Genomic DNA, 20,443 nt, shown 5'->3' with positions numbered 1-20,443 from the left:
CTTGCGAAGGGCGTGGCAGGGGCGCAAACATGCGGGGAGTTCCGCCCAAGAGTCGGCTAAGGCAATGGAGTGACCGGAAAATTGGTGCGAGTGATGGGGGTGAAAGCGCCAAGGTTGTGTTCGTGACGCTGGAAACGGAACTGCCAGCGGCGTGCCATCCGGTGGTGTTGTCGCCTCCGGCAACTCTCTTGCGAGAAATATCCTGTTTCGGAGTCGCGCCACGATCATTTCCGCGCGCTTGCGGTTGCAGTCTTGCGGGCATTCAGCAAGAATTGCGGCGCGGCAAGGCTCCGTTCGTTGTTCCGCGTGCCAGGAGGAGGTTCGTTGTCTGATCCTGTTGCCGAGTTGGTGCGCGAGCCGTCTCGCTCGTCCGACGAGGCCCGGCTGTACCGCCTGCAGTTTTTGGCGTCGCTGTCGCTGGTGACGGTGCTGGTGCTTGGCCTGGGTTTTTACTTCGTCTGGCAGCATTGGGCGGATTTCGAGACCGACCTGCACCAGTCGGAGACCCGCTACCTTCAGGAACAGCGCCAGGCGTTGGAGCAGGAGGTCGAGAACGCGCGGTCCTATCTGGCTTACATGCGCTCGCGCACCGAGCCGTTGCTGAAGGAACAGCTTCGCACCCAGGTGGATGAGGCCTACACCATCGCGCGCGCCGTTTACGAGCGGCAGAAGGACCTGCTGCCCGAAGCGGCGGTGAAGGAATCGATCAAGGACACGTTGCGTCCGCTGCGCTTTGCCAACGGGCGGGGCTATTACTTCATCAACGACCCGGTCGGGACCACGGTGCTGATGCCCATGGATCCCAAGCGGGAGGGATGGTCGCCCATCGGGTCGAGCGACACGGCGGCGGCCAAGGTGATGCAGGAGCTGCTGCGCGCGGCGCACGACCCGCATCTGCGCGGCTTCGCCCGTTACCGCTGGAGCATGCCAGACAACCCCACCAAGATGGTGGACAAGATCGCCTATGTCCGCCGGTTCGAACCGTATGACTGGATCATCGGGGCCAGCGATTCGATGGCGGCGGTGGAGGCCAAGCTGCAACAGGAATCGCTGGATCGCTTGCGCTCCTTCCGATTCGGCGAAAGCGGCTATGTCGGCGTGCTGCGCGAGGATGGCCGGGTCCTGCTGTCGCTGACCTCGCCCACCTCGGAGGGCATGAACGCGAGTGAACTGCCCTGGGAGGTCGAGCGCGAGCTGGTTCTGAAATTCCTGGACATCGCGCGCAAGGGCGGCGGGGAAATCCGCTATGATTGGGTGCACCCGGTGTCGGGGCGGCCAACGCCTAAAATGGCCTATGTTTCGGCCCCCGGCGTCTGGGGGTGGTCGCTGATCGCCGGATTCTACATCGACGATGTGGCGCGGGAGATGGAGGCGCGGCGCGCCGAAATCAGCCGGGGCGTGGACCAGCGGGTGCTGACCACCGTGGCCGTTCTGGCTTTGGCGCTGGCGGCGTCGGTGGGCGTCTCCTGGCTCATCACCGGCTGGATCCGGCGTCTGGTCCACAAATACGAAAGCAGCATGCGGCGCAGCGACACCATGCTGCGCGAACGCGCCCGCCAACTGTATCTGGCCAACTTCTTCGTCGATCACGTCTCCGAAATCGTCGTCCTGGCCGACGCCCAGTTGCGCATCGCCTACATCAACCCCTTCGGCTGCGCCGCCCTGGGCGGCACGCTGGAGCATCTGGTGATGGGGCAGGCGGATCTGCTGAAGCGGTTCGCCGAGGGACCGGACGACACCGCCGCCCATTACGAAACCGTCTACCGCACGCCGGACGGCCGCACCTTGGAACTGGAGGTCACGGCCAGCCGGATCGCCTATGACGGCGACACCTATTATTCCGCCATCGCCCGCGACATCACGGAGCGCAAACGGGCGGAATGGGAATTGCGCCTGTCGGCCAAGGTGTTCGACAACGCCGCCGAAGGCATGTTCGTCACCAACGAGCGCAACCGGATCGTCGCCGCCAACGACGCCTTCACCCGCATCACCGGCTACAGCCGGGACGAGGCGGTGGGGCAGGACCCGAAATTCCTCCGGTCCAACCGCCATGACCCGGCGTTTTTCCAAGACATGTGGGAACAGTTGCAGACCAACGGCCACTGGGCCGGGGAAATCTGGAACACCCGCAAGAATGGAGATGTCTTTCCGGAGTGGTTGAGCGTCAAGGCGGTGGTGAACGAGGCTGGCGCGGTCGTCAATTACATCGCCGCCTTCACCGACATCACCGAAACCCGTGCGCAGGAGGAGCGCATCCGCCATCTGGCGCAGTATGACTTCCTGACCGATCTGCCCAACCGCTTTCTGCTGCGCGACCGTCTGGAACGGGCGATGCTGTCGGCGGAACGGCACGGCAACAAGGTTGGTCTGCTGTTCGTCGATCTCGACCGCTTCAAGACCATCAACGACAGTCTGGGGCACGAGGTCGGCGACAAGCTGTTGCGCGAGGTCGCGGTGCGGCTTCAGGCCACCGTGCGGGCCAGCGACACGGTCAGCCGTCAGGGCGGCGACGAGTTCATCATCCTCATCAGCGACATGGACTCCAGCGACGCCGCCGGAATCGTCGCGCGCAAGGTGCTGAAAAACCTGTCCGAACCCTTCCTGATCGACGGGCATGAGTTGCAGGTTACGCCGTCCATCGGGGTGGCCATCTACCCGCAGGACGGGACCACCATCGACGCGCTGCTGAAAAACGCCGACATGGCGATGTACGCGGCCAAGGATGGCGGGCGCGCCACCTATCATTTCTTCACGCCGGAGCTGAATCGCCGGGCGTCCGATCGGATGTGGACGGAAAACAACCTGCGCCGGGCGCTGGCCAACAACGAGTTGGAGCTGTTCTTCCAGCCGCAGTTCGCCGTGGGTGGGCGTCGTCTGGTCGGGGCGGAGGCGCTGGTGCGCTGGCGACAGCCCGACGGCACGCTCATCATGCCCGGTCAGTTCATCCCGGTGGCCGAGGACACCGGCCTGATCCTGCCCCTGGGCGATTGGGTGCTGGGCGAGGCCTGCCGCCGTGCGGCGGAGCTGTTGCGGCATCAGGATCTGTTGATCGCTGTCAACCTGTCGGCGGTGCAGATGCGCCGCCCCGGTCTGGCCGACCGGGTGGCGGGCTGGCTGTCGGCCTACAACGTTCCGGCGGAAGCGCTGGAACTGGAGGTGACGGAAAGCGTTCTGATGGACGATTCCGAACTGGTGGCCGAAACCTTCGCCCAACTGCGCGAAATGGGCGTGCAATTGGCCATCGACGATTTCGGCACCGGCTATTCCAGCCTCAGCTACCTCAAGCGCTTCCGGGTGGACAAGCTGAAGATCGACCGCAGCTTCGTCAATGAATTGAAGCCCAACGATCCCGACAGTGGGGCCATCGCCGAGGCGATCATCAGCATGGCGCGGTCCCTGAGCATGCAGACCCTGGCCGAAGGGGTGGAGACGGAGGAGCAGTTTTCCTGCCTCGCCAATCTCGGCTGCGAACAGATCCAGGGCTACCTGCTGGGCCGCCCGATGCCCTACGACGATTTCGTGTCCTTCCTGAAGGCCCAGACTGGAGAACCGCAATCCCCCCGGGATGAGGCTCAACCGCTGTCAAAACGGGAGCGTTCGACCGGTGTGGTCGAGATTGCCGACGTGGCGGATTGACGGCGGATTGATGGCGGATCGGGTGATGGTTTGACGCGATGACTGTGGGGCTGGTCTGAACCCGCCGCCCACCACAGCCGCCGGTCACAGCAGACGCTGCGCCTTGAAGCTGGTGTGTTTGCCGCCCTTGCCGATGATCAGATGATCGTGCACCGCCAGCCCCACCGCCTGGGCGGCGCGCACGATCTCCTTGGTCATCTCGATGTCGGCGCGGCTGGGGGTGGGATCGCCCGAGGGGTGGTTGTGCACCAGGATGACGGCGCTGGCCGACAGCTCCAACCCGCGCTTGACCACCTCGCGCGGGTAGACCGGGGTGTGGTCCACCGTGCCGCGCTGCTGCACCTCGTCGGCGATCAGGATGTTTTTGCGGTCCAGGAACAGCAGGCGGAACTGTTCGGTCGGCTCGTGCGCCATCGCCGCCGCGCAGTAATCGAGCAAGGCTTGCCAGGAGGCCAGCACCGGACGGTTGATGACCCGCTGCTGCATCGCCCGCAAGGCCGCTGCTCCGACAATCCGCACGGTGGCGACGGCGACATCACTGTTCATCGACGCGCGATCGACCTTGAAGCCGCGCAGCCGCTCCGCCGGGGCGTTGACCACCCCCCACAGATCGCCAAAGGCCTGGATCAACGTCTTGGCCAGCGGCTTCACGTCGCACCGTGGGATGGCGGTGAACAGCACCATCTCCAACAGCTCGTAATCCTCCAGCGCGTCGGCCCCCCGGTTCAGGAAGCGCCCGCGCAGGCGTTCGCGGTGGCCGCTGTGGTGGTCGGCATCGTCGCCCGGTGCGGTATCCCCCGTGAACGCGGCGGCTGGTGTGACGGGCGTGACTTGCGGCAAATCCGGGAACAATTCGGCGTTGCTCAGGGTGGCGCTGCGCAATCCAGCGTCACTCAGTCCGCCGCTTGAAGCGGTGTGCGCCGTCTCCGACTGTTTGCCTGCGCTCTTTTTGCGTTTGCCGCCCGTCATTCGCCCATCGCCATACTGATGCTCGGCGATGACTATAGAGCCTTCTTGCGTGAGCGCCCAGAGGACACGCACGCAAAAAGCGAAACACACGGATTCGGACGATCAGGCCGTGGCCTCGGGGTAGGGCGGCTTGGTGTGCCCGGCCGGGGACAGGGTGAAGATCTCCGCCCCGTCGGCGGTGACGCCGATGGAATGCTCGAACTGGGCGGACAGGGATTTGTCCTTGGTCACGGCGGTCCACCCGTCGCTGAGGATCTTCACGTCGTGGCGACCGGCGTTCAGCATCGGTTCGATGGTGAAGATCATGCCCTCGCGCAGCACCAGCCCTTCGCCCGGCTTGCCGTAATGCAGGACGGACGGCGGCTCGTGGAACACCCGGCCCAGCCCGTGGCCGCAGAAATCGCGGACGATGGAAAAGCGGTTCGCCTCCGCATGGGTCTGGATGGCGTGGCCGATGTCACCCAGCGTGGCACCGGGCTTGACGGCGGCGATGCCGAGCATCATCGATTCATAGGTCACATCGATCAGCTTGCGCGCCTTAACGCCAACATCGCCGCACAGATACATCCGGCTCGAATCGCCGTACCAGCCATCGACGATGGGGGTGACGTCGATGTTCAGCACGTCGCCGTTGACCAGCCGCTTGTCGCCGGGGATGCCGTGACAGACGACGTGGTTGACCGAAATGCAGTTGGCGCGCGGAAAACCGCGATAGCCGAGCGGGGCGGGGATTGCCCCATGGTCGCGGATGAATTGCTCCAGAATGCGGTCAAGCTCGCCTGTGGTGATGCCCGGCTGGACATAGGGGCCGATGAAGTCGAGCGTCAGGGCGGCCAGGCGACCGGCCTTGCGCATGCCCTCGAACCCTTCCGGGCCATGCAGCCGCACGCGGTTGGATTCGACGTTGTTGTGTTCCAAGACGAAAAGCCCCCAAGAGACAAGACCACGCGGGTGACGACACACGCCGACCGGCGGCGTTACAGCCGAACCGTCAGCGGATCCTGCAATTCAATCGCGTCTGTCGTGATTGCGCAAGACCAACACAGCGCCTCGACCCCCGAATCCAACGCCCGGCGCAGCGCGGCGTCATAGGCGGGATCGAGATCGCGGGCGGTTGTGAAATGGGTGCAGTCGCCGCGCTGGACAAGGTAGAGCATCACCGCCCGATGCCCCTGCGCCACCATCGCCGACAATTCGGCCAGATGCTTGGCCCCGCGCGCGGTGACGCAATCGGGAAATTCGGCGGCCCGCCCGTCGCCCCGGTCGGGACGGCGCAAATGGACGTTCTTGATCTCGACGTAGCAGAGCGGCCGGTCGGGGTCTTCCAGCAGCAGGTCGATGCGGGAATTGACGCCGTATTTCACCTCGCGCCGCAGCCGGGCGTAACCGGCCAGCTCCGGGATGGTCCCGGCGGCGATGGCGGCGGCGGCCAGCGCGTTGGGATGGCCGGTGTTGACGCCGACCAGCCCCTCCCCCCAGGCCGGGACCGGCTCCACCAGTTCCAGCGTGTGGGCCAGCTTGCGTTTGGGGTTGTCGGAGCGCGAGAGCCAGACCATAGCGCCCGGTGTGTCCAGCCCGATCATGCTGCCGGAATTGGGGACATGAACCGTCACCGTCTCCCCGCCCAGATCGACGTCGGCGAGGAAACGTTTGTAGCGGCGGATCAGTCGGCCTTGAAGAAGGGGGGCGGGAAAGCGCATCGTGTGGCCCGACGCTACCCGCCCGCTCGGACGGGCGCAAGCGTGATCCCCGTCCCACTTCCCCGGAGCGCGTTCGGATGAATCCCACCGCCGCCGTCCTCGTCATCGGCAACGAAATCCTGTCGGGCCGCACCAAGGACGCCAATCTGCCCCACATCGCCGAAACCCTGGCGGGGATCGGCGTGCGTCTGCGCGAGGCCCGTGTCGTGCCGGATGTGGAGGAGGAGATCGTCGCGGCGGTCAACGCGCTGCGCGCGCGCTACGATTACGTGTTCACCACCGGCGGCATCGGGCCGACGCACGACGACATCACCTCGGCCTGCGTCGCCAAGGCCTTCGGCGTGGCGCTGGAGCGCAACCCGGAGGCCGTCGCCCGGCTGGAGCGCCATTACGCCCCCGGCCAGTTGAACGAGGCGCGGTTGCGCATGGCCAACATCCCGGCGGGTGGGGTGTTGATCGACAACCCGATCAGCCAGGCCCCCGGCTTCCAGCTTGGCAACGTCTTCGTCATGGCCGGTGTGCCCAACATCATGCGGGCGATGCTGGACGGGGTGGTCCCGCGTCTGGTCGGCGGGCCGGAGTTGCACGCCCGCACCGTGGCTTGTGAGTTGGGGGAGGGGGTGATCGCCGCCGACCTCAGCGCCCTGCAAGACCGTCATCCCAATCTGGAGATCGGCAGCTACCCCTATTTCCGCGCGGGCTATTTCGGCGTCAGCCTGGTGCTGCGCGGGACCGACGAGGCGGAGGTGGCGGGGGCCGCCGACGCGTTGGCCGGGATCATCCAGCGGCTGGGCGGCACGCCCACCGTCACCGTCGGCTCGAAAGGCTAAGGGGAAACCCTGTTCGCACCCCGATTCGGGCCAAGGGCGGGTTGCCGGTTGTGGCGGCCCGCCTATGTCATATTCCACACGGGCCGCTGTCTTACCGAGCCGCACCATGAAACCCTTTGAAAAAGCCGCCATCCTGTTTCTGTTGCGCCACCTCGTCGCCGGTTTGTCCGGGGCGGTGGTGTTGGGCAGTGGCCTGCTGTGGTTCGACGTGGCGCGTCTGGCCACCCTGATCGGCAACAGCGACTACGCGGTCGAGGCGGTGGTCATGCTCTACGCCAGCCTGATGCTGACCTTCGGCAGCGTGGCCATGGGCATCGGCATCATGGCGCTGAACGAGGACAACCGGCCCTGATCGGTCTTTGGCGCAGGCGGTCAGATCCCGAACTCAGAAGCCGAAGGGACCGAATCGGTCGTAAACCCACACAAGCGCCACCACCGCCGCCAGCCACAGCGCGGCGTTGCGCAGCAGAACCCCGCGATTCATCCGCAACGCCCCCGGGACCACCAGAACCGCCACCATCAGCAGCGCGGTCAACGACAGCCAGTCAATCGAGTCCACCGTCCGTTCCCTTCCAACCTGTCCGTCATCGCAGCGATGGATATGGGGATGTTTGGCCGGTTGCGCAGGGGGCTTGACCGCATCCCCTGCAATTGTCTAAGTCATGGCGACGCGATGGGGTGTTTCACGCCGGAGAATTCAACCCCGAAGGGTGATTTCAGCCGTCCATCGCGCTGTGCGGGCGTGGCGAAACCGGTAGACGCTAGGGACTTAAAATCCCTCGCCGCAAGGCATGCGGGTTCGAGTCCCGCCGCCCGCACCATCCATTGACGTGGCTGGTCAAGCCGCCGCGCTTTTCGCCGCGAACTGGTCGAACGCCTCCACCGCCTGGGCGGCGTACATCACCGACGGACCGGCCCCCATGTAGATGGCCATGCCCATCGTCTCCATCACCTCGTCGCGGGTGGCCCCCTGTTTCAGCGCCGCTTCGGCGTGAAAGGCAACGCAGCCGTCGCAGCGGATGGCGACGGCGATGCCCAGCGCGATCAACTCCTTGGTCTTGGTGTCGAGCGCGTTGGCCTTCAGCGCGGCTTGCGCCATGCCGGAAAACGCCTTCATCACCTCCGGCGCGCCGCCGCGCAGGTCGCGGATCGCACCGGACAATTCCCCCGCCATCTGCGGCCAATTCTTGTGCATCGAACAGCGTCCTTCTGTGTTTGGAGCGTGTATGTGTGGAACGGTCGGCCTGCGCCGTATCCGTGAGATGTTTCTAAATTAGAGTATACTAATTGAATGGTCAAGACGTGAGGAGCGCCGGGACGATTCCGGGTGCTGCGAGGCGGGCGGGATGGGAAAAACAAAAAAACCGGTCTGCGACCGCACCGCGCAAGGCGGCCATCGCACCGGCTGTCAGCAAACAGATTGTAGAGAGAAGGTGGTGCGGGCGGTCGGAATCGAACCGACACTCCTTTCGGAACCGGATTTTGAGTCCGGCGCGTCTACCAGTTCCACCACGCCCGCAACGGCGCTCCTTCTAGCGCACCCGCGTGAAAAGGCAAAGCCAAAAATGCATGCGGTCCCGGGGTTTGTGCAACGGGCGTGACGATCCGCACCCCCGCTCTATTCCCCATCGGGGGCGAGACCCTGCCATGCCGACCGATCCGGTCCGGACCCGTTGCGCCGCGCTGGCCCGCCGCGCCGCCGCGCGCTAGAGTCCGGTCTTATGAAAACGTTTCCCGATCTTGTGAACGACCCGCGCCTTGCGGCGATCCTGCTGGCGCTGGCCAGCGTCGGCACCCTGGCCTCGGCGTTGTTCTTTCAATTCGTGCTGGATTATCAGCCCTGCGTGCTGTGCATCCTGCAACGCTGGCCCTATGTGGCGGTGGTGGCGCTGACCATGGCGTCGCTGGCGCTGCGCCGGTCCAACCGCGCCGTTGCCGCCCTGTTGGGGCTGAGCGGGCTGGCCCTGCTGGTCGGGGCGGGCATTGCCGCCTTCCATGTCGGGGTGGAACAGCATTGGTGGGCCGGTACCTCGTCCTGCGGCGGGGCGGCGGCGGCCACCTCGCTGGAGGCCCTGCGCGCCCAGGTCATGGCCGCCCCCGTCACCCGCTGCGACGAAGTGGCGTGGTCGCTGTTCGGGGTTTCCATGGCGGGTTACAACGTGCTTGTGTCTCTGGCGCTGGCGGGCTTTGCCCTGACCGCCGCCAAGACCAATTATCGTCGCTGAGACCCGGACCGTTGTGATGAGGATCGCACCGTGACCCAGACCGCCGCTTCCCCCGCCGCCCGCCCCATCGGGGCGCTGCCCGGCGATCCGACGCCGCGCGAGCGGCTGGCCCGCATCGTCCGCGTCGATCACGCCGGAGAATATGGGGCCAAGCGGATTTACGAAGGGCAGATCGCCGTCATGGGCAAGGGGCGGCACGGCAAGACCCTGCGCCACATGGCCGACCAGGAACTGGTCCATCTGCGCTATTTCGAACAGCAGTTGAACGCCCGCAAGGTGCGGCCGACGCTGCTGCAACCGCTGTGGCACGTCACCGGCTTTTTGCTGGGGGCGGGAACCGCCCTGCTGGGCGAACGGGCGGCGATGGCCTGCACCGTGGCGGTGGAAGAGGTGATCGAGGGCCATTACGAAGAGCAACTGGCCCATCTCGGCCCCGAGGAGGCGGATCTCGCCGCCAACATCCGCCAGTTCCAGGCCGAAGAGGTCGAGCACCGCGACATCGGGCTGGCCAACGACGCTGAACACGCCCCGGCCTATCCCCTGCTGTCCGCCGCGATCAAGGCCGGGACCAAGGCGGTGATCTGGGTGGCCGAGCGGGTGTGAAGACACCCGCCTGTATCCCGCTCACAGCGGATCCAACTCCGTGTCCCAATAAAGAAAATCCCGCCAACTTTCGTGAAGGAAGTTTGGCGGGAAGCCTCGGCCATTTTCTTGCAGTTCGTGCGCGCTGGGCTGGAACGGCGGACTGAGCGGGACCATCCCGCAACTCTGCGGCATCTGGTTGCCCTTGGCCAGATTGCAGGCCGCGCAGGAGGTGATGACGTTTTCCCAGGTCGTCCGTCCGCCGCGCGAGCGCGGTATCACATGGTCGAAGGTCAGGTCGTGGGTGGGGAAGGGGCGGCCGCAATATTGGCAGGTGAAGCGGTCGCGCAGGAACACGTTGAAGCGGGTGAAGGCGGGGCGGCGGTTGGCCGGAACGAACTCCTTCAGCGAAATGACGCTGGGCAGGCGGAATTCGGAGTGGGGGGAGCGCACGACCCGGTCGTAATGCGACACGATGTTGACGCGGTCGAGAAACACGGCCTTGACCGTTTCCTGCCAGGACCAGAGCGACAGGGGGTAGTAGCTGAGCGGACGGAAATCCGCGTTCAGCACCAGGGCCGGACAATGGTTGGGCGGTGGAACCAACGGCCACTCCCTCATCATGACGCCCGCGTGTCGGCGGGGTCCGGTTTGTCCTGTTCCGGCGCGGTCCTGACGGCGCGCGCCAGAGTCTGCATAGTGTCAACCATCATAGATATAGTGGATCAAGCAGGGCCGCACAACACGCGGCGGGACGCGCGTTCCAATCTTCACCGTTGTGTCACCGTTTTGCCGCGCTGGGCAGCGGGCCGCTGGAGTCGCTATAACAGCCGTCATGACCACGCCCGCCATCCCCACCCGTCCCACCCCGGTCGTCACCCGCTTCGCCCCCAGCCCGACCGGGCATCTGCATTTGGGCCACGCCCATTCGGCCCTGTTCGGTTGGCGGGCGGCGCGCGAGTCGGATGGGCGTTTCCTGCTGCGGATCGAGGACATCGACCCCAACCGCTGCCGCCCGGAGCATGAGCGCGACCTGATCGAGGATCTGGCGTGGCTGGGGGTGGCGTGGGATGGGCCGGTGCGCCGCCAGTCGGAGCATCTGGAGGAGTACCGGGCCGGGCTGGCGCGGTTGCAGGCGCTGGGCGTCGTCTACCCCTGCTTCTGCACCCGCAAGGAGATCGCCGCCGAAATCGCGCGGGCGGGGGCGGCCCCGCACGGCCCCGACGGCCCGCTCTATCCCGGCACCTGCCGCGCCCTGTCCGATGGGCAGCGCGCCGACCGGATGGCGGCGGGCGACGGTTGGGCGTGGCGGCTCGACGTGGCGCGGGCGCAAAAACTCACCGGGCCGCTGCGCTGGCACGACCGGGCGGAGGGCTGGCAGGACGCGACCCCGGCGCTGCTGGGCGATGTGGTGCTGGCGCGCAAGGACACGCCGACCAGCTATCACCTCAGCGTGACGTTGGACGACCACCGCCAGGGGGTGACGCTGGTCACGCGCGGCGTCGATCTGTTCTTCGCCACCCACCTGCACCGGCTGTTGCAGGCGCTGTTCGCCTTCGACCCGCCCGACCACCACCACCACCCGCTGCTGCGCAACGCGGCGGGGGAACGGTTGGCCAAGCGCGACCGCGCCCAATCCCTGCGCTCCCTGCGCGAGGCCGGGCACAGCGCGGCGGCGGTGCGGGCGCTGGCGGGCTTTCCCGATCCCTGACGATCAGCGTTGCGGGGGGCGCAGCCCGTCGATCAGGGCCAGATACTCCGGCTCGTCGTCCGGCGTCAGGTGGCCGTGGCGGATCAGAAAATCGATGATGACCAGCGGGACGTTGAATTTCCAATCCTGGCTGTCCCGCACCGACGCGGCGACCGCCTCCAGGCTCCACAGGGCGAAGGACTCGACCTCGCCGTCGGTGTTCACCGGGGTGACGTCCGGCGGCAATTCCAGGTCATAGAGGAACAGGCGGTCGCGCTTCAGCCCCTCCGGCGTTTCCAGGCAATAGCCGAGCGCACCGACCGACACCGCGCGGTCGACCAGCGCGGCGGGCAGCCCGGCTTCCTCCTGCGCCTCCTTGCGCAGATTGTCGGCCAGGGTCAGGCCGATGGGCTGGCCGCCCGCCACCATGTTGTCCAGCTTGCCGGGCGCGATGATGCGGTCGCGGGCGCGGGTGGCCACCCACAGGCGCGGCGCGCCATCGGCCCCGCGCACGACGCCGTTGACGTGCAGGCCATAGGATTCGGTGCCGAACACCGCCGTTGCCGCCCGGTCCAGCCGCGCCAGCGGCGGCACGCCCCACCCGGTGCCGACCGGATAGAATTCGCCGCGCAGCGGGGTGATGACCCCCGTTTCCGCCAGCCAGTGGGCGGCGTCGGCCAACCGGTCGGACCGCGCGTCGAAACCGGTGATGTCCGGGGCCAGGGTCAGGCGGTCGGGGGTGGTGAGGAAGCCGGGCAGGGCGTCGGCCATCGCCTCGGCCATCGCGTGGCGCACCCAACCGACCGGTTGCCCATTCAGCTCGAACCGGCGGAAGCCGGACAGGTCATGCGCGTTGCAGGCGCGGATGTGATCGAGAAAGCTCATGCCCGATCTAACCCGACCACAGGCTTGAACGCAACGTCCGGTCCGCCCGGCGGTGGTTTCTTGCGAACCGCTTGCGCGAATTCGGGTGCGCACGTACACAGGACGGCACGGTCGTGGCGCGGACTCCGCGATGGAAAGGGCAGGGTCATGGCGGAAGGGTCGTGGACAACGGCGTCGGTTCTGGTGGTGGAGGATGAATCCTTCACCCGCATGGTGCTGGTCCGCATGGTGAAGGGGCTGGGTGTCGGCACCGTCCATCAGGCCGCCGATGGTCAGAGCGGTTTGGCCGTTCTGGATGCCCACACGCCGGGTTTGATTTTGTGCGATGTCGAGATGCAACCGATGGATGGGTTTTCCTTCCTGCGCCATCTGCGCGCCCATCCCGACCCGCGCCGTCGGTCCCTGCCGGTCGTGTTCATGAGCAACCGGGCCGATGAGGAGCGGGTGGCGGAGGCACGGGCCGCCGGGGCAGAGGCGATTCTGGCCAAACCCGCCACACCCGACACGCTGCGCCAAGTGCTGACCGAACGGCTTTCACCGCTGGAATGACCCGTCAAGGGCCTTTGCCAACCGGTGTTTTTATTTTTTGCCGCGCTGTGGCAATCGCGATAACCATTTGATAGCAAAAGTGAAATGGCAATGTGCGTCCGGCCTTTGCCGACGCGCGCCACGCATCCACGCAATTTGGATCTTGGCGATGGTGGGAAATCAGTCGCACCATTCCGGGGCGCAGATCCAGCCAATTGGCATGCGGGTGTGTGATGGGGCTGAGACCGATGGCTTGGCGCAACGCCATAGGCCCTTGGGGAAGGTCCCAGCGGGGAAACGGGTTTTTGTTAACCATTGCGGCGCAGAGTTGGGTGTAGCGACGACAGCACGGACTATTTTTGCGGGATAACACTCAGAGGGGGGTTATGGCGTGAACACGGACGCCCCGTCGATCCGCACCGGGCACATTGTTCTGACTGGATGGGCGCGCAGCGCCGCCGGTCCACACCGTGACACACACCATCACCCTGCCGCCTTCCGTTTGTTCCATTCCAAGTTGTTCATTGCGCAAATTTCCCTGATCCTCCGCTTCGTCATATGGATTTCGACGGAGGAACACCCACATCAAGAGTTGCGGAATGTGGCGCTGGCCGCTGGGCCGGGCCAGATTTCCGACGGTTCACGGCGATGTTATCTTCCGGTGAGCGGGGCGACGGTTCCGCCGCTCCGCGTTGCCTCTTGGCTTGTTCGATGGTGGGCGGCGTTGACCGCCCCAAGGGATTGCGGCGATCGCCGCCAGGGCCGTTCGGGTTCTCCTGCGGCTTGACGCATCGGATCAGATAAGACGGAGCGACCAATGTTCCCGGCTGACGAACTTTTCACGCGCTACGCGCAATCCTATGAAGGCCGCCGCGAGACCGAGATGTCCCTGACGGATTATCTCCAGCTTTGCCGCGACGATCCCATGGCCTACGCGTCGGCCGCCGAACGGCTGCTGGCGGCGATTGGCGAACCGGAGGTGGTGGACACCGCCCGCGACCCCCGGTTGGGCAAGGTCTTCATGAACCGCACCATCAAGATCTACCCGGCCTTTTCCGAATTCTACGGCATGGAGGAAACGATCGAACGGATCGTCGGCTTCTTCCGCCACGCCGCCCAGGGTTTGGAAGAGCGCAAGCAGATCCTGTATCTGCTGGGGCCGGTTGGCGGCGGCAAATCCTCTCTGGCGGAGCGTCTGAAGACGCTGATGGAGAAATGCCCGATCTATGTCCTGAAGGCGGGCAAGGAGATCAGCCCGATCTTTGAAAGCCCGCTCGGCCTGTTCAACCCCGAGGACATGGGGCCGGTGTTGGAGGAGCGCTTCAACATCCCGCGCCGCCGCCTGACCGGGCTGATGAGTCCGTGGGCGGTCAAGCGGCTGGACGAATTCGGTGGCGACATCTCCCGCTTCAAGGTCGTGAAGCTGCACCCCAGCAAGCTGCGCCAGATCGGCGTCACCAAGACCGAACCGGGCGACGAGAACAACCAGGACATCTCCTCGCTCGTCGGCAAGGTGGACATCCGCAAGCTGGAGATCTTCAGCCAGAACGATCCCGACGCCTACAGCTTCTCCGGCGGGCTGAACCGGGCAACCCAAGGGTTGCTGGAGTTTGTGGAGATGTTCAAGGCCCCGATCAAGATGCTGCACCCGCTGTTGACGGCGACACAGGAGGGCAATTACGTCGGCTCCGAAAACATCGGGGCGATTCCCTATCAGGGCGTGATCCTGGCCCACTCCAACGAGGCGGAGTGGCAGACCTTCAAGAACAACAAGAACAACGAGGCCTTCATCGACCGCATTTGCGTCATCAAGGTCCCCTATTGCCTGCGCGCGCAGGAAGAGCAGAAGATTTACGAAAAGCTGGTCCAGGGATCCGATCTGGCGACCGCGCCGTGCGCGCCCTCGACCTTGCAGATGCTGGCCCGCTTCTCGGTGCTGTCGCGGCTGCGCGAGCATCCGAACTCCAGCTATTATTCCAAGATGCGGGTCTATGACGGCGAAAGCGTCAAGGAGACCGACCCCAAGGCCAAATCCATGCAGGAGTACAAGGATCAGGCCGGGGTGGACGAGGGCATGGGCGGCATCTCCACCCGCTTCGCCTTCAAGGTGCTGGCATCGACCTTCAACTATGACTCCACGGAGATTTCGGCCGACCCGGTGCATCTGATGTATGTGCTGGAACAGTCGATCAAGCGCGAGCAATTCCCCGAGGAGATGGAAAAGAAGTATCTGGAGTTCATCAAGGCCGAGCTGGCCCCGCGCTACGCGGAGTTCATCGGCAACGAAATCCAGAAAGCCTATCTGGAAAGCTACGCCGATTACGGCCAAAACCTGTTCGACCGCTACGTCGATTACGCCGACGCCTGGATCGAGGATCAGGATTTCAAGGATCCCGACACCGGCCAGTTGATGAACCGCGAGCTGCTGAACCAGGAACTGACCAAGATCGAGAAGCCGGCCGGGATCGCCAACCCGAAGGATTTCCGCAACGAGGTGGTGAAGTTCGCGTTGCGCGCGCGGGCGGCCAATTCCGGGCGCAACCCGTCCTGGACCTCGTACGAGAAAATCCGCGAGGTCATCGAAAAGCGGATGTTCAGCCAGGTCGAAGATCTGCTGCCGGTCATCAGCTTTGGGTCGAAGAAGGATGGCGAAACCGAGAAGAAGCACACCGAGTTCGTGTCCCGCATGACCGCGCGCGGCTACACCGAACGGCAGGTCCGTCGTCTGGTGGAATGGTACATGCGCGTCAAGCAGGCGGGCTGACGGGTTCGCGGCGGGCCGGGGTGCCGTTGATCGGCGCTGCGGCCCCGCCGCCCCCCACAGGAACAAGGGTGCGTGAAGCAACGGGGTGGGAGGGCCAGTCCCTTGATGAACATCATCGACCGTCGCCTGAACCCGCAGGGCAAGAGTCTGGCGAACCGCCAGCGTTTCTTGCGGCGTGCGAAAGAACAGGTGGTCAAGGCGGTGCGCGACGCGTCTGGCAAGCGCGGCATCCAGGATCTGGAGAACGGCGAAAAGGTGACGATCGCCGCCGGTGGCGTGCGCGAACCCTCCTTTCACCGCTCCGGCTCCGGCGGGGTGCGCGATTACGTCGTGCCCGGCAACAAGGAGTATGTGGAGGGCGACACCATCCCCCGTCCCGAGGGCGGTGGCGGTGGGCGTGGCAACGAGGGCAGCGCGGACGGCGAGGGCGAGGATGATTTCCGCTTCGTCCTGTCGCGCGACGAGTTCCTCGACATTTTCCTGGAGGATTTGGAGCTTCCCGATCTGGTGAAGCAGAAGGTCAAGCAGACCGAATCACACACCCTGACCCGTGCGGGCTATTCGGTGTCGGGATCGCCCGCGAATCTCAGCCTGGTCCGCACCATGCGGAACAGCCTGTCGCGCCGCATCGCCCTGCGCCGCCCCAAACCCGCCGAGATCGCCGAACTCGAAGCCCTGCTGCGCGAGGCGGAGGAGGCCGGGGAGGATCCCGAACGGCTTCAGGAATTGCGGCAGGAGTTGGAGCGGCAAATCCTGCGGTCCAAGCGCATCCCCTTCATCGACCCGATCGACGTCCGTTACAACCGGTTCGACACGGTGCCGAAGCCGATCGCGCAGGCGGTGATGTTCTGCCTGATGGACGTGTCGGGATCGATGACGGAGCACATGAAGGATCTGGCCAAGCGCTTCTTCATGCTGCTGTTCCTGTTCCTCAAGCGGCGTTACGGCGCGGTCGACATCGTCTTCATCCGCCACACCCACGAGGCCAAGGAGGTGGACGAGGAGACCTTCTTTTATTCGGCGGAAACCGGCGGGACCGTGGTGTCCACCGCGCTGGAAGAAATGCGCAAGGTGATCGAGGAGCGTTACCCGCCCCAGGATTGGAACATCTACGCCGCCCAGGCGTCGGACGGCGACAACATGTCGTCGGACAACGCCAAATCGGCGGCGCTGCTGCGCGACGTCATCGTCCCCTACTGCCAGTATTTTGCCTACATCGAGGTGGCGGCGGAGCACAACATGGGCCTGTCGGCGTTGGGCCGCGAAACGGAATTGTGGCGGACCTACAAGCAGGTGCAGGGGCCGGACCGCCCGCTGGCGATGCGCCGGGTCCGTTCGCGCCGGGAGATCTTCCCGGTCTTCCGCGACCTGTTCGCCCGCGACAAGGTGGGGGCCTGAGCGCCTTCGGGATCATCGGTTTTGCACGGAACACCGCGAGCAACAACCGTGAAGAACACGGGGGGAGGGTTGAGCATGACGGCAGTCATCACCAAACCGGGCGCGCTGATTTACGACGGCGTCGATTGGGATTACGACACGATCAAGCGCGTCTACGACGCCATCGAACACATCGCCCTGAACGAGATGGGGCTGAACGTCTACCCCAACCAGATCGAGGTCATCACCGCCGAACAGATGCTGGACGCCTATTCGTCCATCGGCATGCCGCTGATGTACAAGCACTGGTCGTTCGGCAAGCATTTCGCCCGCGACGAGATGCTGTACCGCAAGGGTTATCGCGGTCTGGCCTATGAGATCGTCATCAATTCCAGCCCCTGCATCAGCTACATCATGGAAGAAAACACCATGACGATGCAGACGCTGGTGATCGCCCACGCGGCCTTTGGCCACAACCATTTCTTCAAGAACAACCAGCTGTTCCAGCAATGGACGGACGCCGAGGGCATTCTAGATTATCTGGAATTCGCCAAGACCTACATCAACCAGTGCGAGGAGCGTTACGGCTACGCGGCGGTGGAACGGGTGCTCGACGCCGCCCACGCGCTGATGAGCCAGGGCGTCCACAAATACCCGAAAAAGCGCACGCTCGACCTGCGGCTGGAGCAGAAGCGGGAGCGCGAACGGCAGGAGTATCAGGAGCAGACCTTCAACGATCTGTGGCGCACCGTGCCGCGCCCCGCCGCCGGTCAGCGCCCGCCCAAATCGGTGTCGGAGCGCAAGAAGCTGCTGGGGCTGCCGGAGGAGAACATCCTCTATTTCCTGGAGAAAAAAGCGCCCCGCCTGGAGCATTGGCAGCGGGAGTTGCTGCGCATCGTCCGCCACATCTCCCAATATTTCTACCCGCAGAAACAGACCAAGGTGATGAACGAGGGTTGTGCCACCTTCGTGCATTATCAGATCATGTCCCGCCTGCACGAAACCGGGCAAATCAGCGAGGGGGCGTTCCTGGAGTTCCTGCACTCCCACACCTCGGTCGTGTTTCAGCCGGAGTTTGACGACAAGCGTTTTTCGGGCATCAACCCCTACGCGCTCGGCTTTGCCATGATGCAGGACATCGTCCGCATCGCCGAACAGCCGACCGACGAGGATCGGCAGTATTTCCCCGATCTGGCCGGGCGGGGCGACGGCATGGCGGCGGTGCGCGAGGCCTGGGCCAATTTCCGCGACGAAAGCTTCATCCTGCAATATCTCAGCCCGCATCTGATGCGGAAACTGAAGCTGTTCAGCGTGCGCGACGACGCGGAGGATCCCTATCTGCTGGTCGATCACATCCACAACGAACGGGGCTATCGCTCGTTGCGCAAGATGCTGGCTCGCCAATATGATCTGGGCTTCCTGGAACCGGACATCCAGATCGTGGACGTCGATCTGGCGGGCGACCGCAAGCTGATCCTGCACCACCGCGTGACCAACGGCGTGTTGCTGGACGAAAGCGACGCCAAGGCGGTGCTGCGCCACATCGCCAATCTGTGGGGCTATGAGGTGCAGTTGGTGGAGGTGTCGGCGGTGTCCGACGCCATCCTGAAGGAGCACGCCGTCACCGCCCCCAGCGGCGTGTCGGGTTGACGCAAACGCCGATCCCTCACCCCGGCTTGTGTCAAGCGGGGGTGAGGGATCGGGTGCGTTCGTTCAGCCAGCCAGCGCGGCGGTGAGCGCGGCGGTCAGCGTCGTCGTCGGGCGGCCGATCAGACGGGACAGCGTCTTGCTGTCGTCGAACAGCCCGCCCTTGGACGCGCCGACGTCCGAATCGGCCAGCAGCCCGGCGAAGGCCTCCGGCAGGCCATGTTGGGCCAGCAGCGCCGCGTAATCAGCCTGGGGCAGATCGCGGTAGGCGACCGGCTTGCCGCTGACCGTCGCCAGGGTCGCCGCCCAATCGGCCATGGTGAAGGCGCTGTCGCCCGCCAATTCATAGATTTTGCCGTTCTGGTCCTCATCGGAGGTCAACACCGCCGCCGCCGCCGCCGCGTAATCGGCCCGCGCCGCCGCCGCGATGCGGCCCTCTCCGGCGCTGCCGAAGACCAAACCATGTTCCAGCGCGACCGGAATCGCCCCGTTGTAGTTTTCCAGATACCAGGAGTTGCGCAGCACGGCGAAGGGAACGCCCGAGTCGCGCAGCGCCGCTTCGGTGTCGACATGGTCGGTGGCCAGCGCCAGGGGCGACCGGTCGCCGTGCAGGATGCTGGTGTAGGCGAGCAGCCCGACCCCGGCCGCCTTGGCCGCCTGGATCACGTTGGTGTGCTGGGGCAGGCGGCGGCCGAACTCGTTTGACGAGATCAGCAGGGCGCGGTCGATCCCGGCAAAGGCGGTGGCCAGCGTGTCGGGCTGTTCGTGGTCGGCCGCACGGACCTCCACCCCCCACGCGGCCAGATCGGCCAGCTTGTCCGGGTTGCGCGCCGCCGCGACGACGCGCGACGGATCCACCCGCTCCAGCAAAGCGGCGACGACGAGGCGGCCCAGCGCGCCGCTGGCGGCGGTGACGAGAATGCGGGAGGTCTGTGACATGATGGCGTCCTTCTGTGTGGTCTCAATCCGACCGTTGGTCTAAAATAGAGACTGTTGGAGCCGTGCAGAAGGAGGCAGCTTTTCATGCCCAGGTTATCAGAAGGGAACCGCCTCCCGGCGGACGGTGCGGTCGTGGCCACGCCGGTCGTTCCGAATGGGACACCGGCTGTTCCAAACGGGATGGAGCGCTGGACCGCGCTGAACCAATCGCCCGCAGACCGGCGGCAATGTCCGGTGCGCGAGGTGCTGGACCATCTGGGCGACAAATGGACCGCGCTGATCGTGCTGACGCTCAGCCATGGCGCGTGCCGGTTCAGCGCCCTGCAACGGACGATCCCCGACATCTCCAAACGGATGCTGACCCAATCGCTGCGCAATCTGGAACGCGACGGGCTGCTGTTCCGTCGCGTCTACCCGACCAAACCGCCCGCCGTTGATTACCGCCTCACCCCCCTGGGCGAATCCTTCCTCGGCCAGTTGCAGGCTCTGGCGATTTGGGCCGAAGACAGCCACCCCACCATCCGCGCCGCCCGCGCCCAATTCGACGCGGCGAACGGGGAGGTGTAGGCGCGCGTGCTTTGTCGGTTGCGGCGCTGCCATCTCCTTGACCCCACGGCGCGCGCCGCTAATATCCCGCGCCATGGGAGTCTCGTTCTGGATCCTTGCGTTTG

General features: G+C 65.2%; 19 protein-coding genes and 2 tRNA genes. 12 read left to right on the top strand and 9 right to left on the bottom strand.

The genetic code is table 11. From position 1 onward, the window contains the following. Positions 1-324: 324 nt before the first annotated feature. Positions 325-3,636: a bifunctional diguanylate cyclase/phosphodiesterase gene (locus tag EJ903_RS13265; protein WP_126616011.1), complete on the top strand. Its 3,312-nt coding sequence runs from the start codon at positions 325-327 to the stop codon at positions 3,634-3,636. Positions 3,637-3,720: 84 nt separating this feature from the next. Here EJ903_RS13265 and radC read toward each other — a convergent pair whose 3' ends face one another. The 3 genes from radC to sfsA form a co-directional block, all read right to left on the bottom strand. Beyond that, on the bottom strand, positions 3,721-4,380 hold the full coding sequence (radC, locus tag EJ903_RS13260; protein ID WP_246015552.1) for a RadC family protein: 660 nt from the start codon (positions 4,378-4,380) through the stop codon (positions 3,721-3,723). Between the two features lie 327 nt (positions 4,381-4,707). Further along, positions 4,708-5,523 (bottom strand): type I methionyl aminopeptidase, encoded by an 816-nt coding sequence (gene map / locus EJ903_RS13255; RefSeq protein ID WP_126616008.1) that lies wholly within the window; start codon positions 5,521-5,523, stop codon positions 4,708-4,710. Positions 5,524-5,582: 59 nt separating this feature from the next. Further along, a complete protein-coding gene (sfsA, locus tag EJ903_RS13250; protein ID WP_126616005.1) occupies positions 5,583-6,305 on the bottom strand; it encodes a DNA/RNA nuclease SfsA in 723 nt (240 codons plus the stop codon). A gap of 77 nt (positions 6,306-6,382) precedes the next feature. Here sfsA and EJ903_RS13245 point away from each other — a divergent pair, with 77 nt between their 5' ends. Together EJ903_RS13245 and EJ903_RS13240 are read left to right on the top strand one after the other, a co-directional pair. Then, positions 6,383-7,135, top strand: coding sequence for a competence/damage-inducible protein A (locus EJ903_RS13245; RefSeq protein WP_126616002.1), 753 nt, complete (start codon positions 6,383-6,385; stop codon positions 7,133-7,135). Positions 7,136-7,241: 106 nt separating this feature from the next. Beyond that, positions 7,242-7,487, top strand: a complete 246-nt coding sequence (locus EJ903_RS13240; RefSeq protein ID WP_126615999.1) for a hypothetical protein — start codon at positions 7,242-7,244, stop codon at positions 7,485-7,487. A gap of 33 nt (positions 7,488-7,520) precedes the next feature. On the opposite strand, the gene EJ903_RS27260 is transcribed toward EJ903_RS13240, so the two are convergent. Continuing rightward, positions 7,521-7,694 carry a hypothetical protein gene (locus tag EJ903_RS27260; RefSeq protein WP_174237298.1) on the bottom strand — a complete coding sequence of 58 codons (174 nt, stop codon included), beginning with the start codon at positions 7,692-7,694 and terminating at the stop codon, positions 7,521-7,523. 177 nt (positions 7,695-7,871) lie between these two features. Between EJ903_RS27260 and EJ903_RS13235 the strand changes: the two genes are divergently transcribed. After that, positions 7,872-7,956, top strand: a tRNA-Leu gene (locus tag EJ903_RS13235). A 17-nt stretch (positions 7,957-7,973) separates the two neighbouring features. Here the strand turns inward: EJ903_RS13235 and EJ903_RS13230 are convergent. After that, positions 7,974-8,330, bottom strand: coding sequence for a carboxymuconolactone decarboxylase family protein (locus tag EJ903_RS13230; RefSeq protein WP_126615996.1), 357 nt, complete (start codon positions 8,328-8,330; stop codon positions 7,974-7,976). Positions 8,331-8,569: 239 nt separating this feature from the next. After that, positions 8,570-8,654, bottom strand: a tRNA-Leu gene (locus EJ903_RS13225). 202 nt (positions 8,655-8,856) lie between these two features. Between EJ903_RS13225 and EJ903_RS13220 the strand changes: the two genes are divergently transcribed. After that, positions 8,857-9,360, top strand: a complete 504-nt coding sequence (locus EJ903_RS13220) for a disulfide bond formation protein B (protein WP_126615993.1) — start codon at positions 8,857-8,859, stop codon at positions 9,358-9,360. 30 nt (positions 9,361-9,390) lie between these two features. Continuing rightward, positions 9,391-9,963, top strand: coding sequence for a demethoxyubiquinone hydroxylase family protein (locus tag EJ903_RS13215; protein WP_126615990.1), 573 nt, complete (start codon positions 9,391-9,393; stop codon positions 9,961-9,963). Between the two features lie 21 nt (positions 9,964-9,984). Here EJ903_RS13215 and EJ903_RS13210 read toward each other — a convergent pair whose 3' ends face one another. Next, positions 9,985-10,548 (bottom strand): HNH endonuclease, encoded by a 564-nt coding sequence (locus tag EJ903_RS13210; protein WP_246015533.1) that lies wholly within the window; start codon positions 10,546-10,548, stop codon positions 9,985-9,987. Between the two features lie 229 nt (positions 10,549-10,777). Here EJ903_RS13210 and gluQRS point away from each other — a divergent pair, with 229 nt between their 5' ends. Then, entirely contained in the window at positions 10,778-11,653 is an 876-nt protein-coding gene (gluQRS, locus tag EJ903_RS13205; protein WP_126615987.1) for a tRNA glutamyl-Q(34) synthetase GluQRS, read from the top strand. A 3-nt stretch (positions 11,654-11,656) separates the two neighbouring features. Here gluQRS and EJ903_RS13200 read toward each other — a convergent pair whose 3' ends face one another. Further along, positions 11,657-12,517, bottom strand: coding sequence for an NUDIX hydrolase (locus tag EJ903_RS13200; RefSeq protein WP_126615983.1), 861 nt, complete (start codon positions 12,515-12,517; stop codon positions 11,657-11,659). Positions 12,518-12,664: 147 nt separating this feature from the next. On the opposite strand from EJ903_RS13200, the gene EJ903_RS13195 reads away from it, so the two are divergent. The 4 genes from EJ903_RS13195 (at position 12,665) to EJ903_RS13180 (ending at position 18,836) form a co-directional block, all read left to right on the top strand. Next, a complete protein-coding gene (locus EJ903_RS13195) occupies positions 12,665-13,066 on the top strand; it encodes a response regulator (protein ID WP_126615981.1) in 402 nt (133 codons plus the stop codon). Between the two features lie 796 nt (positions 13,067-13,862). Beyond that, complete coding sequence (locus EJ903_RS13190; protein WP_126615978.1) at positions 13,863-15,809, top strand: PrkA family serine protein kinase; 1,947 nt, start codon at positions 13,863-13,865, stop codon at positions 15,807-15,809. Positions 15,810-15,914: 105 nt separating this feature from the next. Then, on the top strand, positions 15,915-17,207 hold the full coding sequence (locus tag EJ903_RS13185; RefSeq protein WP_126615975.1) for a YeaH/YhbH family protein: 1,293 nt from the start codon (positions 15,915-15,917) through the stop codon (positions 17,205-17,207). A gap of 75 nt (positions 17,208-17,282) precedes the next feature. Then, a complete protein-coding gene (locus tag EJ903_RS13180; protein WP_126615972.1) occupies positions 17,283-18,836 on the top strand; it encodes a SpoVR family protein in 1,554 nt (517 codons plus the stop codon). Between the two features lie 63 nt (positions 18,837-18,899). On the opposite strand, the gene EJ903_RS13175 is transcribed toward EJ903_RS13180, so the two are convergent. After that, on the bottom strand, positions 18,900-19,772 hold the full coding sequence (locus EJ903_RS13175) for an SDR family oxidoreductase (RefSeq protein WP_126615969.1): 873 nt from the start codon (positions 19,770-19,772) through the stop codon (positions 18,900-18,902). A 180-nt stretch (positions 19,773-19,952) separates the two neighbouring features. Here EJ903_RS13175 and EJ903_RS13170 point away from each other — a divergent pair, with 180 nt between their 5' ends. Next, positions 19,953-20,339 (top strand): winged helix-turn-helix transcriptional regulator, encoded by a 387-nt coding sequence (locus EJ903_RS13170; protein ID WP_126615967.1) that lies wholly within the window; start codon positions 19,953-19,955, stop codon positions 20,337-20,339. The last annotated feature ends 104 nt before the right edge of the window (positions 20,340-20,443 follow it).

This window comes from Azospirillum griseum (genome assembly GCF_003966125.1).
Classification (GTDB): Bacteria; Pseudomonadota; Alphaproteobacteria; order Azospirillales; family Azospirillaceae; genus Azospirillum; species Azospirillum griseum.
This window is presented reverse-complemented; position numbering and strand designations above follow the sequence as displayed.

Excerpts from the sequence above, each read along its gene's own strand:
- EJ903_RS13170 (WP_126615967.1), top strand. The coding sequence starts at position 19,953 with ATGGAGCGCTGGACCGCGCTGAACCAATCGCCCGCAGACCGGCGGCAA.
- sfsA (WP_126616005.1), bottom strand. The coding sequence starts at position 6,305 with ATGCGCTTTCCCGCCCCCCTTCTTCAAGGCCGACTGATCCGCCGCTAC.
- EJ903_RS13220 (WP_126615993.1), top strand. The coding sequence starts at position 8,857 with ATGAAAACGTTTCCCGATCTTGTGAACGACCCGCGCCTTGCGGCGATC.
- EJ903_RS13180 (WP_126615972.1), top strand. The coding sequence starts at position 17,283 with ATGACGGCAGTCATCACCAAACCGGGCGCGCTGATTTACGACGGCGTC.
- EJ903_RS13200 (WP_126615983.1), bottom strand. The coding sequence starts at position 12,517 with ATGAGCTTTCTCGATCACATCCGCGCCTGCAACGCGCATGACCTGTCC.
- EJ903_RS13185 (WP_126615975.1), top strand. The coding sequence starts at position 15,915 with ATGAACATCATCGACCGTCGCCTGAACCCGCAGGGCAAGAGTCTGGCG.
- EJ903_RS13240 (WP_126615999.1), top strand. The coding sequence starts at position 7,242 with ATGAAACCCTTTGAAAAAGCCGCCATCCTGTTTCTGTTGCGCCACCTC.
- EJ903_RS13230 (WP_126615996.1), bottom strand. The coding sequence starts at position 8,330 with ATGCACAAGAATTGGCCGCAGATGGCGGGGGAATTGTCCGGTGCGATC.
- EJ903_RS13190 (WP_126615978.1), top strand. The coding sequence starts at position 13,863 with ATGTTCCCGGCTGACGAACTTTTCACGCGCTACGCGCAATCCTATGAA.
- EJ903_RS13195 (WP_126615981.1), top strand. The coding sequence starts at position 12,665 with ATGGCGGAAGGGTCGTGGACAACGGCGTCGGTTCTGGTGGTGGAGGAT.
- gluQRS (WP_126615987.1), top strand. The coding sequence starts at position 10,778 with ATGACCACGCCCGCCATCCCCACCCGTCCCACCCCGGTCGTCACCCGC.
- EJ903_RS13245 (WP_126616002.1), top strand. The coding sequence starts at position 6,383 with ATGAATCCCACCGCCGCCGTCCTCGTCATCGGCAACGAAATCCTGTCG.
- EJ903_RS13175 (WP_126615969.1), bottom strand. The coding sequence starts at position 19,772 with ATGTCACAGACCTCCCGCATTCTCGTCACCGCCGCCAGCGGCGCGCTG.